The sequence below is a fragment of the Yersinia intermedia genome (assembly GCF_900635455.1).
GTDB classification, from domain to species: Bacteria; Pseudomonadota; Gammaproteobacteria; order Enterobacterales; family Enterobacteriaceae; genus Yersinia; species Yersinia intermedia.
The window spans coordinates 3,985,292-4,001,690 of record NZ_LR134116.1 but is presented as its reverse complement, the minus strand read 5'-3'; the positions used below and the strand labels follow the sequence as shown (position 1 = coordinate 4,001,690).

The window sequence follows — 16,399 nt, the reverse complement described above, 5'->3', positions numbered from 1 at the left end:
TTAACGTTTTTTCTTAGCGTCTCGTGGCGCACGCCCGACAGTTGCCTGATACACCTTAAAACGGCCATTCTGGGCCAGCACTTCATGGCTGCCAAATGCCGCATCCAGCAGTGCAGGGTAAGGCAGGAAGGAGTTCGCCACTATCCGCAATTTACCGCCGACATGCAGGTGAGCGGTTGCGCCACGGATCAACAATTCTGCCGCAGTCAGGCTGGTTTGAATGCCATCATGGAACGGTGGGTTCGAAATAATCATCTCGAAGCGGCCTTTAATGTCGGAATAGACGTTACTGGCGATCACTTGTGCGTCGATGTTATTCGCCGCTAATGTCGCTCGGCTGGCCTCAATAGCGGCCGCAGAGACATCACTCAGGGTCCATTTGATTTTAGGTGATTGCTGCGCCAGTACTGAGGCCAGCACACCTGCGCCACAGCCGACATCCAGCACATTGCCTTTAAATGGCTCACTGAAAGTAGACAGTAACAGATGGCTGCCGGAGTCCAGCGAGTCACGGCTGAATACGCCAGGCAATGTTTTGACTGTCACATCGCCCACCTGGTAACTTTCCCACCAGGCATCAGCATCAAATTCCGGCTGCTTATCCAATCGGCCATGGTACAGGCCGCAACGGCGGGCGCTGTCGATTTTGGTCAGTTGCGCAAATTCAGATAACATTTCTTCTGCGCTGCGCACGCCACTGCGGTTTTCACCCACCACAAAAATATCAGTGCCGACAGGCAATAACGAAAGCAGGTTAGCCAGTTGGAACAGGGCTTCCTGTTTGCTTTTTGGCCAGTAATAAACCAGCGTATCGCAGTTAGCCACCATGTCGGCAGTGGCCAAAAGACCGAATTGCACATTATCTTCCAGCGTATTGCTCAGTAATTGCCAGTGGTGATATTGATTGGTATGAACCCGTACCCCGGCTGCATCAAACTGCGCTGGCAGCGCATCTTGTAAATCACCGGCAAACAACACATGGCGGGCTATAAATTCATCACTATGGCGCAGTATCACTTCACTGGCTGGGGTTAATGCTGACATCAGTCTTTGGCTCCTTATTAATATGATTGGGGATTATAGAGGTTTGTTGGCACATGTTCGATGGGTTTGCTAGCATAGCGTCGAAATACGGGTCGCTCTGACAGGAAATGGCATGGCATCAAGACGAGACTTGCTGTTACAACAGCTAGGCATTACGCAGTGGACATTGCGCCGCCCGGCTGTCTTGCAGGGTGAAATCGCAGTGCGCTTACCCGCAGATACCCGCCTGCTGATTGTGGCACACCAGCTTCCAGAATATGATGATCCACTGTTGTGCGATGTGTTGCACAGCTTGGGTCTCACGCCGCGTCAGGCTTATGCGCTGACGCCGGAAAAGGTAGCGATGTTGCCAGAAGATACGCAGTGCAACAGTTGGCGATTGGGCATCAGTGAACCGCTTGCGGTTGTTGGCGCGCAGTTACACAGCCCGGCACTGGCCGGACTTTATCAAGACGCGAGCGCTAAGCGCGCACTTTGGCAGCAGATTTGTCACCATGAAGCAGATTTCTATCCTGACGCCAGCCGATCTGGCCGCAGCGTACAACATTGAGCAAGCCAGCCACGCTTTCCCGTGGACGGAAAAAACCCTGGTCAGCAACCAAGGGGATCGCTATCTCAATTTTAAGTTGAGTGTCAGTCAACAAATGGTCGGTTTTGCCATTACCCAAATAGTGTTGGATGAAGCGACGCTGTTTAATATCGCCATCGATCCACAGTATCAGCGTCAGGGTTATGGGCGTTTACTGCTTGAACATCTGATTGAACAGTTGGAAACACGTGATATCGTCACTCTTTGGCTTGAGGTGCGAGCTTCAAACGCTCGGGCTATCGCCCTCTATGAGAGTTTAGGCTTTAACGAGGTTTCTGTGCGGCGTAACTATTACCCGAGTGCCGATGGGCGTGAAGATGCCATTATGATGGCGCTGCCGATGGGATAGCACCGTTTTGCCGATTGTCAGTTGTGAATAATGACGGTTTGTCTTGAATAACGATTGTTTGTCTTGAATAACGACTGTTTGTCTTGAATAAATTGTCTATCTCGCATAAATCAGAGAAAATACCGCGCTATAGCCACTTATACCCGACGTAGGAATTGCCGCCAACCGTGCTGCAATTTCACATAAGCAGGGGTATGGCGCCACAATCAATGCCTCGCTTTGCCTGACCCGCATATCAATAAGATATGAGGCCCAGAGCAGGGCGGCCTAAAAGTAGAAATCTCAAACTATGTCTCCAAGTGAATACGCACTGGAAGTCGCGAAAAGACGTACTTTCGCGATCATTTCCCACCCCGATGCCGGTAAAACCACCATTACCGAAAAAGTGTTGTTGTTCGGACACGCAATTCAGACCGCCGGTACGGTAAAAGGCCGTGGCTCAAGCCATCATGCCAAATCTGACTGGATGGAAATGGAAAAGCAACGTGGGATCTCCATCACCACCTCGGTGATGCAGTTTCCCTATGGCGGTTGTCTGGTCAATTTGCTCGATACCCCAGGCCATGAAGACTTCTCCGAAGATACTTACCGTACTCTGACTGCCGTGGACTGCTGTCTGATGGTGATTGATGCGGCAAAAGGGGTTGAAGATCGGACCCGTAAGCTGATGGAAGTGACCCGTCTGCGTGATACGCCGATTCTGACCTTTATGAATAAATTGGACCGCGATATCCGTGATCCGATGGAAGTGTTGGATGAAGTGGAACGTGAGCTGAAAATTGCTTGTTCACCCATCACCTGGCCGATTGGCTGCGGTAAGTTGTTTAAAGGGGTTTACCACCTTTATAAAGATGAAACGTATCTCTATCAGACGGGTAAAGGCCACACTATTCAGGAAGTGCGCATCGTCAAAGGGCTAAATAACCCAGACTTGGATGCAGCAGTTGGTGAAGACTTGGCTAAGCAGTTCCGTCAGGAGTTGGAACTGGTACAGGGGGCTTCTCATGAGTTCGAGCATGATGCTTTCCTGTCTGGTGACTTAACGCCGGTGTTCTTCGGTACCGCTTTGGGTAACTTCGGCGTCGATCATATGTTGGATGGCTTGGTTGAATGGGCTCCGGCCCCGATGCCACGTAAAACAGATACCCGTGAAGTGGTTGCTGCTGAACCCAAATTTACTGGTTTTGTTTTCAAAATTCAGGCAAATATGGACCCGAAACACCGTGACCGTGTTGCCTTTATGCGTGTAGTTTCTGGCCGCTTTGAAAAAGGGATGAAACTGCGTCAGGTGCGTACCAAGAAAGACGTGGTGATTTCTGATGCACTGACCTTTATGGCCGGTGACCGTTCGCATGTAGAAGAAGCGTTTGCTGGCGATATCATTGGCTTGCATAACCACGGTACCATTCAAATTGGTGATACCTTCACCCAGGGTGAGGATATGAAGTTCACCGGTATTCCGAACTTTGCCCCTGAATTGTTCCGTCGTATTCGCCTGCGTGATCCATTGAAACAGAAGCAGTTGCTGAAAGGGTTGGTTCAGTTGTCAGAAGAGGGGGCGGTGCAAGTGTTCCGTCCGTTAACCAACAACGATTTGATTGTCGGCGCAGTTGGTGTTCTACAGTTTGAAGTGGTTTCTTCACGACTGAAAAGTGAATACAACGTGGAAGCGGTGTATGAATCCGTCAACGTCTCTACCGCCCGTTGGGTGGAGTGTGATGACGTGAAGAAGTTTGAAGAGTTTAAACGTAAAAATGAGGTTAACCTGGCACTCGATGGTGGTGATAACTTGAGCTATATCGCCCCAACTATGGTTAATCTTAATATTACGCAAGAGCGTTACCCGGAAGTGAATTTCCGTAAAACCCGCGAACATTAATCACCCGCCAAGCCGCATTCTATCGGGGTACCCAGTACCCCGATTCATTAATTCTCCTCACTATTTTCTCCTTAGGATAACTCCTACTTAATCATAAAAATCCGGTTTTAGGGCGATTCTGACTGTATTTATTCTGTGATGCTCTATCTTTATAGATACACGCAGGATTGACGCGCACCACTTTTGGGTCAAATAACCTGTAGTAATCGTAAAGTATTCATCAAATGCCCACCCCTCTGGGTGGCGTAAAAATCCGTAAATTTGGGTGTTGTAATCCATTAAGCTTGATAACCCTTTACGGTTTATAACGACAAAGGAAGAAATCGATGACAAATACAAAATTTGCCCGTTCAATGATTGCTGTTGTTTTAGGTACTGCACTGATGAGTGGTAGCGTGTTCGCTGAAGACACCATGCTCAATAAGACAAACAACGTGGTAGACAGCACTGGCGCGAAACTCGATAGCTCCATGAAGAAAGTTGATAACTACATGGGTGACAGTGCCGCAACAGCGAAAGTAAAAAGCGCTTTGTTGGAAGAGAAATCCCTTAAAAGTACGGATATCTCTGTTGAAACCAACCATGGCGTCGTCACTTTGACTGGTTTTGTGACTTCTCAGGCTGAAGCTGAAACCGCCGTTGAAATTGCCGGAAACGTTGAAGGTGTTAAATCTGTCAGCGATAAGCTGCATGTGAAAGATCAGAAATCACAATCAGTCAGTGAATATGCTGGCGATGCTGCAACAACCAGTTCAATCAAAGCCAAATTACTGGCTGATGACATCGTACCCTCACGTAAAGTGAAAGTAGAAACTACCGACGGCGTGGTGCAGTTGTCAGGTCATGTTGAGAGTAAAGCGCAGTCTGACCGTGCTGAAAGTATCGCTAAAGCCGTTAATGGCGTGAAAAGCGTTAAAAATGATCTGAGCATCAAACCTTAATTATTATCGGCTGATGGGTATTTCGTGGGAGAGAAATACTTTACGGAATAACGTTTATAAGCCCGTCAGCCAAATAATAAATCCGTTAATAATGCGACTTCTGTTAAACACGCTACTGTTAAATAGACCGAAGGTTAAAACGCTGTTTTTAACGTAAGTGTATAAAGCTATTTTTAAAAACGGGAAGGAGAGGCTTATGTTTCGCTGGGGCATCATATTTTTGATTATTGCTTTAATCGCTGCGGCATTAGGTTTCGGCGGGTTAGCCGGTACGGCAGCTTGGGCTGCAAAAGTCGTCTTTGTAGTGGGTATTGTCCTATTCCTCATCAGTCTGTTTACAGGCCGTAAGCGCCTTTAGTAAGGCGAGAGGGTTACAGCAAAGGATAAGACGAGGTATCCTCAGCACCTGTTGTAACGAATTAAGGATGGATGGTGGGATACAGAATACCTATCACGCTCGGTAATATTGAGCCACTCGCCTATAAACCATATCAACCCGGAAAAATGGCGTTGGTCTGCGAGGGAGGCGGGCAGCGGGGGATTTTTACAGCCGGTGTGCTGGATGAATTCCAACGCGCCCGCTTTAACCCTTTTGATCTGATGATTGGCACCTCTGCGGGTGCACAAAACCTATCTGCTTTTATCTGCGGTCAACCCGGTTACGCTCGCCGTGTTATTACTCGCTACACCACCACAGCTAATTTCTTTAACCCATTACGTTTTGTACGGGGTGGGCACCTAATTGATCTCGACTGGTTGGTGGATATCACCTCCCAGCAGTTACCTCTGGCCATGGATCATGCTGAAGAGCATTTACGCAATGGCCGCGAATTCTTGATGTGCGCCTGCCGCAGTGATGATTTTGAACCTACCTATATTTCTCCCACTCGAGAAAGTTGGCTGCCGACCATTAAAGCGTCCAGTGCAATCCCTGGTTTATACCGTCAGGGAGTGGATTTGGGGGGGATCAGTTATCAAGATGGTGGCATCAGTGATGCCATTCCGGTGGAAGAAGCCTACCGCCGTGGCGCTGATACTATTGTAGTGATTCGCACGGTGCCGTCGCAGGTCTATTATACGCCGCAGTGGATGAAGCGGATGGAACATTGGCTGAGTGAAAGTAGTTTGCAACAACTGGTGCGGATTATGCAGCAACATGAGCAGAGCTATCACCGTATTCAGCAATTTATTGAAAAACCGCCCGGTGATCTGCGTATTTTCGAAATTTTTCCGCCTAAGCCACTTGCCAGTAATGCGCTGGGGAGTCGGGTTGCGGCGCTTAATCGTGATTATCATTTAGGCCGCCGTTGTGGCCGCTATTTTCTGGCGACCGTTGGGCACTGGTTATTACCGCAAGATCATCGGGATCAAGCTGAAATCAATGGGGAGAAAATCTCGATTTCACTCTCACGCCGTATGCTTCAGCCGCAAGATATTAATCAACCGGATGATATGGCAGCGCTAATTGATATTGATGATTCTTCATTTGATATCACTCAACCGCCGAATATCATCACGCCAGCGGATTCAACTGCCACCACTAAGCATGGTCTACCGGCTCAGATGAGGGGGAGCGGCAATGGGTTAATTATTCCGGTCACTACGCATAGCAGCAGAAAACCCCTGGCAGGGGAGATCATTTTGCCTGCCGATATGGCAAAGAACAAAGGTGATACCGCGTAATGGCAGCGATCATTGAGCAGATACCGTCTCTCATCGATACACCTTATTTTATCGATACCCACTGTCACTTTGACTTCCCTCCGTTCAGTGGCGCAGAGGCGGCCAGTCTAGTCACTGCGGCTCAGGCGAATGTCAGGCAGTTGATCGTCCCGGCGGTGGGTGCGGCTTATTTTTCCCGTATTTTGGCGTTGGCTGCGAACTATCCGCCTCTTTTTGCCGCACTAGGTATGCATCCACTCTATATTGCTCAACATCAAGAGGCCGATTTAGCCGCTCTGGCATCTTATCTGGTGAACAAAACGCATAAGCTGGTGGCGGTGGGGGAAATTGGCCTGGATCTCTATATGGATGATCCGCAGTTACCACGCCAATTAGCGCTATTGCAGGCCCAACTTACGTTGGCGAAACAGCATGATCTCCCCGTTATTCTGCATTCCCGCCGTTCCCATGACCAATTAGCCTCGGCACTGCGCAAAACTGTTTTGCCGCGCACGGGGGTCGTGCATGGTTTTGCCGGTAGCCTGGCGCAAGCGCAAGCCTTTATTCGCCTGGGTTATTACATCGGTGTGGGCGGGACCATTACTTATGCGCGGGCACAGAAAACCCGTGGTGTGATGGCCGCATTACCGCTTTCTTCATTACTGCTGGAAACCGATGCACCGGATATGCCGTTAGCGGGTTTTCAGGGGCAACCAAATCGGCCTGAGCGGGCTGCTGATGTGTTCAGTGTATTGTGTGAATTACGCCCTGAAGCACCACAACAGATTGCCAGCCAGTTGCTAGAGAATAGCCAGCGTTTGTTCCGGTTACCGCCAGCCAAGATATGCCCCCCCTAAATCACCGATGGGTGCATACAAACCACGCTAATAATTATCAACATCTCGTTATTTCTGCTTTTTAATGTGACTTTTGTCACATTTGTGTTGTTCAAGTTGCTTTTAGTTGTGTTTATTTGTGACAGAGATTGTTTGATAGCCCCGTCATGCCGGTATAATCCCCCCAAAATAATTTCAATTTAATTAATGATTTCACTATTAGGGATAGCGACATGCTAATGAGTTTGGTTGGAATGGCAGTACTGATATTAATAGCCGTACTTCTTTCAAGTAATTATAGGGCGATTAATATCCGCACTGTTGTTGGCGCATTTATTATCCAGATCGTTATTGGTGCATTGGTGTTATATGTGCCTATCGGTCGCCGCATTCTGGGCGGCATGTCAGAAGGGGTAGCGAACGTTATCGCCTACGGTAATGAGGGGATTTCATTTATTTTTGGCGGTTTGGTTTCCGACAAAATGTTTGAGGTTTTCGGTGGCGGCGGCTTTGTATTCGCCTTGCGAGTATTACCGGTAATTGTATTCTTCTCGTCATTGATTGCCGTTTTGTATTACCTCGGCATCATGCAAATCGTTATTAAAGTATTGGGCGGTGGTTTGCAAAAGCTGCTGGGGACTTCACGTACTGAATCCCTTTCCGCCACTGCCAATATCTTTGTTGGTCAAACCGAAGCGCCGTTAGTGGTGCGCCCTTATATTGCCACCATGACCCAATCTGAGCTGTTTGCGGTAATGTGCGGCGGTTTAGCCTCCGTTGCCGGTTCAGTATTGGCCGGTTATGCGCAAATGGGGGTGCCATTGGAATACCTGATTGCCGCCTCCTTTATGGCAGCACCGGGCGGGTTACTGTTTGCTAAACTGATGGTGCCAGAAACCGAAAAAACCCATGATAAAGTTGATGCGACTACCTTGATTGCTGAGGATGAACGCCCGGCTAACGTTATTGATGCTGCGGCCTCTGGCGCGGCTTCCGGTATGCAATTGGCGCTGAATGTTGGGGCAATGCTGTTGGCTTTTATCGCCTTGATTGCTCTGCTCAATGGTATTTTAGGTGGGATTGGTGGCTGGTTTGATTATCCACAACTTTCGCTAGAGTTGATTCTGGGCTGGGTATTCTCGCCGATTGCCTATCTGATCGGTGTGCCGTGGAGTGAAGCGATGGTGGCGGGTTCATTTATCGGCCAGAAGATTATCGTTAACGAATTCGTAGCATTTATGAATTTCGGTCAGTATCTCCAGGCGGAAGAGTTAGTCAAAGCTGCGGGTTTACAGGTTCTTTCCGATCACACTAAGGCCATTATCTCCTTTGCGTTGTGCGGTTTTGCTAACTTGTCATCTGTTGCCATCTTATTGGGTGGTTTGGGTAGCATGGCACCGAATCGCCGCCACGATATCGCGCGTTTTGGCCTGAAAGCGGTAGCGGCAGGCACATTGTCGAATCTGATGAGTGCGACGATCGCCGGTTTCTTCCTGGCATTATAATTAGGCTAGCTTGACTTGCCATTTTGAGATTGGGCAGTGCTCGGGACTTGTCACGTACTTCGTGTACGCTCCAGTCCCTACGTGCTGTCCGCACCCAAACTGTCTGCACCGCTGACGCTTAGTTTTTTATGGTTCAGGCCCACAATACTGCGTATTTCTGCCCATAAGCTATCCTTGATGCGAGTGGGCATATCATCGGCGATAAATTACAAATCAGATTATTTTGTGACTTTAATCACATATAATTTTTACTCGTTACAAGTTACTATTGATTAGTGTGAAATTGAGCACACCCAAGGCATCGGTAACGTGTTCAAATAGTATTATTGGTTTTCGGATTGAAAGCCTAAAGCCTGTATGTCGTCGCATTGCATCAGTGATGTATGCAATGACCAAGTAGTTAGTGCGGTGAGATGGATCTCAATTGCCACCCATAGGGGCTATCTTCAAGGAACCAAGTCCGCTCGCCAACGTATTGAGCTTAGAACCCTCTCATTAGGGCGATTTTATTTGCCCAGCGGCAACAATTACGCCTCTTGAGAGGGGCTTTTAATCACCAAAGGTACCGGTACGGTCTCTTTGTCCGCTCATAAATAGATGCTCAGTTCTGGCAAAGTGCTGGGGCTGAAATAGTGTTGGAGAGTTTTATGACCGATTTAACCGCCTGCGCGAATCTGAACGATTATGCCAAACGCGCACTGAGTTTGATGGATTTAACCACCCTGAATGACAACGATACCGACGATAAGGTTATCGCGTTGTGTCATCAGGCAAAAAGCCCTGCCGGTAACACGGCGGCAATCTGTATTTATCCCCGCTTTATTCCTATTGCGCGTAAAACGTTGCGTGAGCAGGGTACCCCTGAAATCCGCATTGCAACAGTAACCAACTTCCCACATGGCAATGATGATATTGCTATTGCACTGGCAGAAACCCGTGCTGCCATTGCCTATGGTGCTGATGAAGTGGATGTGGTTTTCCCTTACCACGCCTTAATGGCGGGTAATGATAAGGTCGGCTTCGAATTAGTGAAAGAGTGCAAAGAAGCCTGCGCTGCCGCGAATGTATTGCTGAAAGTAATCATAGAAACCGGTGAGCTAAAGCAAGAGCACTTGATCCGTCAAGCCTCTGAAATTGCGATTAAAGCTGGCGCAGATTTTATCAAAACCTCCACCGGTAAAGTGCCGGTCAATGCCACACTGGAAAGTGCGGGTATTATGATGAGCACTATCCGTGATTTAGGCGTGGGTAAAACCGTCGGCTTTAAGCCTGCGGGCGGGGTCCGTACCGCTGAAGATGCCGCACAATTCCTGCAACTGGCCGATCAATTGATGGGTGAGGGCTGGGCCGATGCCCGCCACTTCCGCTTTGGCGCATCCAGTCTGTTAGCCAGCTTATTAACCACGCTGGGCCATCAGAGTGATAGCAAAAGTAGCGGTTACTAATCATTATCGCACTCATTGAGTTTTGCTGATGCACTGCGGGCGACTAGCCTGTAGTGCGGCTTTTATCCTTATTTAGGTCAGGGGGATGCTGTGTTTCTGGCACAAGAAATTATCCGTAAAAAACGTGATGGTCAGCCATTGAGCGAAGAAGAGATTCGTTTCTTTATCAATGGGATCCGCGATAACTCGGTATCCGAAGGGCAGATTGCTGCTTTGGCGATGACCATCTATTTCCACGACATGAGCATGCCGGAGCGCGTGGCACTTACCATGGCAATGCGTGATTCTGGCACGGTGCTTAACTGGCAAAGCCTTAATCTAAACGGCCCGATCGTGGATAAACACTCTACCGGTGGCGTGGGTGATGTGACATCACTGATGCTCGGTCCGATGGTCGCAGCCTGCGGTGGCTATGTGCCGATGATTTCTGGCCGTGGCCTGGGCCATACCGGCGGGACCTTGGACAAACTGGAAGCTATTCCCGGTTTTGATATTTTCCCCGATGATAATGCGTTCCGTAAAATCATTCAGGACGTCGGTGTTGCCATCATCGGGCAAACCAGCTCGTTGGCACCGGCAGATAAACGTTTCTACGCTACCCGTGATATCACCGCCACTGTAGATTCCATCCCACTGATTACTGCTTCTATTCTGGCGAAGAAACTGGCTGAAGGGCTGGATGCGTTGGTGATGGATGTGAAGGTAGGTTCTGGTGCCTTTATGCCGACATATCAACTATCTGCCGATTTAGCACAAGCTATTGTCAGTGTGGCTAATGGCGCGGGTTGCAAAACGACTGCACTATTGACCGATATGAATCAGGTGTTGGCTTCCAGCGCCGGTAATGCGGTTGAAGTGCGCGAAGCGGTGCGCTTCCTGACCGGCGAATATCGCAATCCACGCTTGCTGGAAGTGACGATGGCGCTGTGCGTTGAAATGCTGTTATCAGGTGATTTGGCGCAAAATGATGCTGACGCCAGATCCAAGCTACAGGCGGTGCTGGACAACGGAAAAGCGGCAGAACTCTTTGGTCGCATGGTGGCAGCGCAAAAAGGTCCGAGTGATTTCGTTGAGCGTTATGACAGCTACCTACCGGTTGCCACGCTGAGCAAACCGGTCTTTGCTGAACGAGCCGGTATTGTTACCGCAATGGATACCCGTGCTCTGGGCATGGCGGTGGTTTCCCTCGGCGGTGGTCGTCGGCGGGCAACTGATCCTATTGATTACAGTGTTGGTATCACTGAAATGGCACGTCTGGGAGGCGGGGTTGATAGCCAGCAGCCATTAGCCGTAATTCATGCCAATAACGAAGACGACTGGCAACAGGCAGCAGATGCAGTACGTGCGGCGATCACCTTGGGTGACAACGCGCCGGAAGAAACACCGGTTATCTATCGCCGTATTACTGAATAAGCGCCATACTTTTGTTATTGACGCTATTTGCTTTCGACGGCAAATGTTAGCAAAAACAGATTAATTACATGGGGGAGCAGATGAACGTAGCTGCCCCAGAGCGTGAACCCACGCAGGAGAAAATAATGAAACGTACATTTATTATGGTATTGGACTCATTTGGTATTGGTGCCAGCGCCGATGCTAACAAATTTGGTGACCAAGGGGCCGATACTCTGGGCCACATCGCAGAGGTCTGCGCCCGTGGGGAAGCCAACGTTGGCCGTAGTGGCCCATTGACGCTGCCAAACCTGAGCCGTTTAGGGCTGGGTAAAGCTGCTGAAGAGTCCACCGGTAAATTCCCGGTTGGGCTGGATAAAAATGCAGACATCATTGGTGCTTATGGTTATGCCAGTGAGTTATCTTCCGGTAAAGATACACCGTCAGGCCACTGGGAGATTGCGGGTGTACCGGTTCTGTTTGACTGGGGTTACTTCAGTGATGTCGAAAACAGCTTCCCGCAGGAACTGTTGGATAAACTGGTAAAACGGGCCAACCTGCCGGGTTATCTGGGTAACTGCCACTCAAGTGGTACCGTTATCCTTGACCAACTGGGCGAAGAGCATATGAAAACCGGTAAGCCTATTTTCTATACCTCGGCGGACTCGGTGTTCCAGATTGCCTGCCACGAAGAAACTTTTGGCCTGGATCGCTTGTATGAGCTGTGTGAAATTGCCCGCGAAGAACTGACCGAAGGTGGCTACAATATTGGCCGTGTGATTGCGCGTCCGTTTATTGGTGACAAGCCGGGTAACTTCCAACGCACCGGTAACCGCCATGATCTGGCCGTTGAACCGCCAGCACCAACCATGTTGAAAAAACTGGTGGATGAGAAGGGGGGAGAAGTGGTTTCTATCGGTAAAATCGCCGATATCTATGCACATGTGGGTATCACTCAAAAAGTGAAAGCCACCGGTCTGGATGCGTTGTTTGATGCCACGATAGAAGAGATGAAGAAAGCCGGTGACAACACTATCGTGTTCACTAACTTTGTTGATTTTGACTCCTCTTATGGTCACCGCCGCGACGTTGCCGGTTATGCTGCCGCATTGGAACTGTTCGACCGCCGTCTGCCTGAGCTGATGGCGCTGGTAAAAGAAGATGACATCATGATCCTGACGGCTGACCACGGTTGTGACCCAACCTGGCCGGGCACTGACCATACCCGTGAGCACATTCCGGTCTTGGTTTACGGCCCGAAAGTCAAACCGGGATCGCTGGGGCATCGTGAGACGTTTGCCGATATTGGGCAGACTGTAGCGACATATTTTAATCTATCTCCAATGGATTACGGTAAGAATATGTTTTAAGTCATTCAGCTAAGCTGAGCGTGCCATTTTGAACCTGGGCAGTGCTCGCCCTCCTCACGTACTGCGTGTACGCTCCGGGGGCTGTGCGCTGGCCGTGCCCAAACTGTCGGTGCTCATCTACGCTGGCGATGGCTGATTTTCTCTGAACTGTGCAAAGTAGTTCAAACTTAAAAACAGTTCAGTAATATAAATTTTAATTCTCTGATTTTTAAGGAAAGTGATTATGGCAACGCCACATATTAATGCTGAAATGGGTGATTTCGCTGACGTTGTATTAATGCCAGGGGATCCACTGCGTGCGAAATTTATCGCCGAAACCTTCCTGCAAGACGTGCGCGAAGTGAACAATGTGCGTGGCATGTTGGGCTTCACCGGTACTTATAAAGGCCGCAAAATCTCTGTAATGGGCCACGGTATGGGTATCCCGTCCTGCTCCATTTACGCCAAAGAACTGATCACTGATTTTGGCGTGAAAAAAATCATTCGTGTCGGTTCATGTGGTGCGGTTCGTGCTGATGTGAAACTGCGTGATGTGGTGATCGGCATGGGGGCTTGTACCGACTCCAAAGTAAACCGTATGCGCTTTAAAGATCACGACTATGCAGCGATTGCTGATTTTGAGATGACCCGCAATGCTGTTGATGCGGCAAAAGCGAAAGGTATCGACGTTCGTGTCGGTAACATCTTCTCTGCTGATCTGTTCTATACGCCAGACCCGCAAATGTTTGATGTAATGGAAAAATACGGCATTCTGGGGGTGGAAATGGAAGCTGCCGGTATTTACGGCGTTGCTGCGGAGTTCGGTGCTAAAGCCCTGACCATCTGTACTGTTTCTGACCATATCCGTACCGGTGAGCAAACCACCGCTGCGGAGCGCCAAAGTACTTTTAATGACATGATTGAAATTGCGTTGGAATCGGTGTTGCTGGGCGATCAGAAGTAATCCCTTCTCTGCTTCCCTCTATTCAGCGGCAGCGATCTCTGCCGCTGAATCTATTCATAAAATCTGCCAGAAAAAATAGGTTTGTTTACACATCAGATAATTAGCGTTATAAATCTATTCATCATTCTATTCACGAATCTATTCATATGCTCTCTCTGGAAACGTTATTACGCCAAAAACCGGCGACCGCGAGCTATCTGGCGCAAGCTATGGCAATCAGTCAACCCACGGTTTCCCGGCAGTTAAGCGGATTAAAAGAGAGGGTGCTGAAAATAGGTAAAGGCAAAGCAACACAATATGCCTTACGGCGGTACATTGCTGGAGATAGTGCCGCAGAGCATGCATTTCCGCTATATCGCATCGATGAACAGGGTCATGCAACCCATTTCGCGATACTCTATCCTATCTATCCGGCTGAAATGTGCTGTGTACATCAACTGGCATCTGATACATGGCAGCTATTTGACAGCTTGCCGTGGTATTTGACTGATATGCGGCCGCAGGGGTTTCTCGGGCGGATTTGGGGGAAATCAGTTGCAGGTAAGTTACAGCTCACCGATGACGTTCGTTTGTGGAACGAAGACCATATCTTATTAGCTCTGTCACGTCAGGCTGATGATATGAATGGCAATATATTGATTGGACAACAAAGTTATCAACATTGGTTAGCTGCACCTGATGCGATACCTATCGATCCGGTAGATAAGTTATCCCGTTATGCAGAACTTTCTCAAATGGCTCTGGCGGGTGAAATGGTCGGTTCTTCTACGGGCGGCGAACAACCGAAATTTACTTGTTATGCTGGGAATCTGGAGCGACCTTCGTCATATGTTATTGTCAAATTTTCTGCCTCTTTACAAAACGCCAATAGCCGTCGCTGGGGTGACCTACTGATATCTGAGTCGCTTGCACTTAGCACCTTGAATAATGGGGGTTATAAGGCGGCCACAAGTCAGGTTTTACAGGGTGTTGGTAGGCAAATATTCCTTGAGGTAGAGCGATTTGATCGCTGCGGGCAGCGTGGCCGTTTAGGGATAGTTTCTTTAGAGGCGGTTAATGCCGAATTTGTTGGCAACCCAGTTGCCAGTTGGCCACAAGTTTGCCAACAATTAGTCGATAAAGGATTACTGGCCGCGCCGGCATTAGAGCAGGTTAACGTTATCTGGGCATTTGGCAAACTAATCGCCAATACCGATATGCACCAAGGTAATCTTTCCTTTCTGCATCCTGAGAACACACCACTATCATTAGCGCCAGTTTACGATATGTTGCCAATGGCATTTGCCCCGACGAGCACGGGGAATATGCGCCACAACGTGCCGGAAATCTCTTTATCTGTTGATATCAGCAAACTGGACTGGCAACGAGCACAGCAACTGGCAAATATATTCTGGCAACGGGTGATAGATCACTCGAACATCAGTAATGAATTCAAACTTATTGCCCGACAGATGCAGGGACAACTGCTTTCTCTCACCACGTTAATTGAGCGCATGGCATAATATCTATCCGCAGTATTATTTATCGCCCGCCTTTTTATCTGCATCTGGCTGACTGGCAGGTGCCTCTGGTGTTTCATCCTCATCTTCTTTGACCGGTGTATTGGCGGTGAGCAGATAAGGTGATTGCTGCCAACGGCTGCGGCGGCCTTGCAGCAGAGTGCGAGCCAGAATAATCCCCACAGCCAGCGCGACGAGAATCATCAGGCGCAGCAAATTGGTGGTATTATCCACTTGCTTGGATTCCGTCGCCAGCACATGGGTGTCCAGCGTCATACGCAGAAAGCCGCTTGGCCCGCTTTTACCGGGGATCAGCTCGACAATCTGGTGGTTGAAATAGCTGCCGGGGCGTTTACCATCTAAAGCCAGTCGATCACGTACTTTTACGTTCTCTCCGGCGCTGGCGACCAGCGTTCCATCAATCTGATATACACTGGCATCCAATATGCGGCTTGATTGCGTCAGTTGCTGGAGAACTTCGTCAACCTTCTGGCTATCGATATCATCATCCCCACTGTCCATGATGGGGGAGAGACTGAACGTGACTTGTTTCGCCAGTGTTTTCGCCAACTCTTCAACTTGTTCTGAACGAGCTAATTGATGACTGAGGCTGAAATAGGATGCACCTTGCATCAGCAAGACCAATAATGCCAGGCAAATCAGTACAATAGCAGTGCGGTGCAGTCGGAATTTTAGTTTAGCCTTGGTCATGCGGGTTCCTTGCAAGAATCGGTGACTTTATACCCGTCATACTTCAAGCCGCATGTGCGTTGGCTACTCTCAATAACCCGAATCACTTACTGATGTAAGTTTATCGGGATTATTTCGTTTGCCGCCTTCCCGCAACTCGAATTATTTAGGGTATATGTTGCCAGAAGCAAGGGCTATAGGATAGCTTGATGCGTCCTTTTGTCTGGTCTTTACCCCGTTTTCTACAGGAGTCAT

15 protein-coding genes are annotated in these 16,399 nt (G+C 49.0%); 13 read left to right on the top strand and 2 right to left on the bottom strand.

The features are described from left to right. Entirely contained in the window at positions 1-1,044 is a 1,044-nt protein-coding gene (gene rsmC, locus EL015_RS18290; protein WP_005191770.1) for a 16S rRNA (guanine(1207)-N(2))-methyltransferase RsmC, read from the bottom strand. Between the two features lie 112 nt (positions 1,045-1,156). Between rsmC and EL015_RS21795 the strand changes: the two genes are divergently transcribed. From EL015_RS21795 to yjjJ, 13 genes are all read left to right on the top strand, one after another. Further along, positions 1,157-1,594: a DNA polymerase III subunit psi gene (locus tag EL015_RS21795; RefSeq protein WP_032907783.1), complete on the top strand. Its 438-nt coding sequence runs from the start codon at positions 1,157-1,159 to the stop codon at positions 1,592-1,594. After that, positions 1,539-1,982 (top strand): ribosomal protein S18-alanine N-acetyltransferase, encoded by a 444-nt coding sequence (gene rimI, locus EL015_RS18280; protein ID WP_032907784.1) that lies wholly within the window; start codon positions 1,539-1,541, stop codon positions 1,980-1,982. The genes EL015_RS21795 and rimI overlap by 56 nt, the downstream gene beginning before the upstream one ends. A 289-nt stretch (positions 1,983-2,271) precedes the next feature. Then, positions 2,272-3,861: a peptide chain release factor 3 gene (gene prfC, locus EL015_RS18275; RefSeq protein ID WP_005191790.1), complete on the top strand. Its 1,590-nt coding sequence runs from the start codon at positions 2,272-2,274 to the stop codon at positions 3,859-3,861. A 326-nt stretch (positions 3,862-4,187) separates the two neighbouring features. Beyond that, positions 4,188-4,802 (top strand): molecular chaperone OsmY, encoded by a 615-nt coding sequence (gene osmY / locus EL015_RS18270; RefSeq protein WP_005191796.1) that lies wholly within the window; start codon positions 4,188-4,190, stop codon positions 4,800-4,802. Between the two features lie 196 nt (positions 4,803-4,998). Then, on the top strand, positions 4,999-5,160 hold the full coding sequence (locus EL015_RS18265; protein ID WP_004876076.1) for a DUF1328 domain-containing protein: 162 nt from the start codon (positions 4,999-5,001) through the stop codon (positions 5,158-5,160). A gap of 71 nt (positions 5,161-5,231) precedes the next feature. Continuing rightward, complete coding sequence (locus EL015_RS18260) at positions 5,232-6,485, top strand: patatin-like phospholipase family protein (RefSeq protein ID WP_005191798.1); 1,254 nt, start codon at positions 5,232-5,234, stop codon at positions 6,483-6,485. Beyond that, entirely contained in the window at positions 6,485-7,321 is an 837-nt protein-coding gene (locus tag EL015_RS18255) for a TatD family hydrolase (protein ID WP_032907786.1), read from the top strand. The genes EL015_RS18260 and EL015_RS18255 overlap by 1 nt, the downstream gene beginning before the upstream one ends. Before the next feature lie 212 nt (positions 7,322-7,533). After that, complete coding sequence (locus EL015_RS18250) at positions 7,534-8,805, top strand: NupC/NupG family nucleoside CNT transporter (RefSeq protein ID WP_072088685.1); 1,272 nt, start codon at positions 7,534-7,536, stop codon at positions 8,803-8,805. Between the two features lie 647 nt (positions 8,806-9,452). Next, complete coding sequence (gene deoC, locus EL015_RS18245) at positions 9,453-10,250, top strand: deoxyribose-phosphate aldolase (protein WP_032907787.1); 798 nt, start codon at positions 9,453-9,455, stop codon at positions 10,248-10,250. A 90-nt stretch (positions 10,251-10,340) separates the two neighbouring features. Next, positions 10,341-11,663, top strand: a complete 1,323-nt coding sequence (gene deoA, locus EL015_RS18240; RefSeq protein ID WP_005191806.1) for a thymidine phosphorylase — start codon at positions 10,341-10,343, stop codon at positions 11,661-11,663. A gap of 125 nt (positions 11,664-11,788) precedes the next feature. After that, a complete protein-coding gene (gene deoB / locus EL015_RS18235) occupies positions 11,789-13,012 on the top strand; it encodes a phosphopentomutase (protein WP_032907789.1) in 1,224 nt (407 codons plus the stop codon). A 223-nt stretch (positions 13,013-13,235) separates the two neighbouring features. Continuing rightward, the gene (deoD, locus tag EL015_RS18230) at positions 13,236-13,955 is read left to right on the top strand and encodes a purine-nucleoside phosphorylase (RefSeq protein ID WP_032907790.1); all 720 of its coding nucleotides are present in this window, start codon (positions 13,236-13,238) and stop codon (positions 13,953-13,955) included. A 146-nt stretch (positions 13,956-14,101) separates the two neighbouring features. Then, positions 14,102-15,457: a type II toxin-antitoxin system HipA family toxin YjjJ gene (yjjJ, locus tag EL015_RS18225; protein WP_005191817.1), complete on the top strand. Its 1,356-nt coding sequence runs from the start codon at positions 14,102-14,104 to the stop codon at positions 15,455-15,457. Between the two features lie 15 nt (positions 15,458-15,472). Here the strand turns inward: yjjJ and EL015_RS18220 are convergent, their stop codons facing one another. Next, positions 15,473-16,165: a YtjB family periplasmic protein gene (locus EL015_RS18220; protein ID WP_005191818.1), complete on the bottom strand. Its 693-nt coding sequence runs from the start codon at positions 16,163-16,165 to the stop codon at positions 15,473-15,475. Positions 16,166-16,399 lie beyond the last annotated feature (234 nt).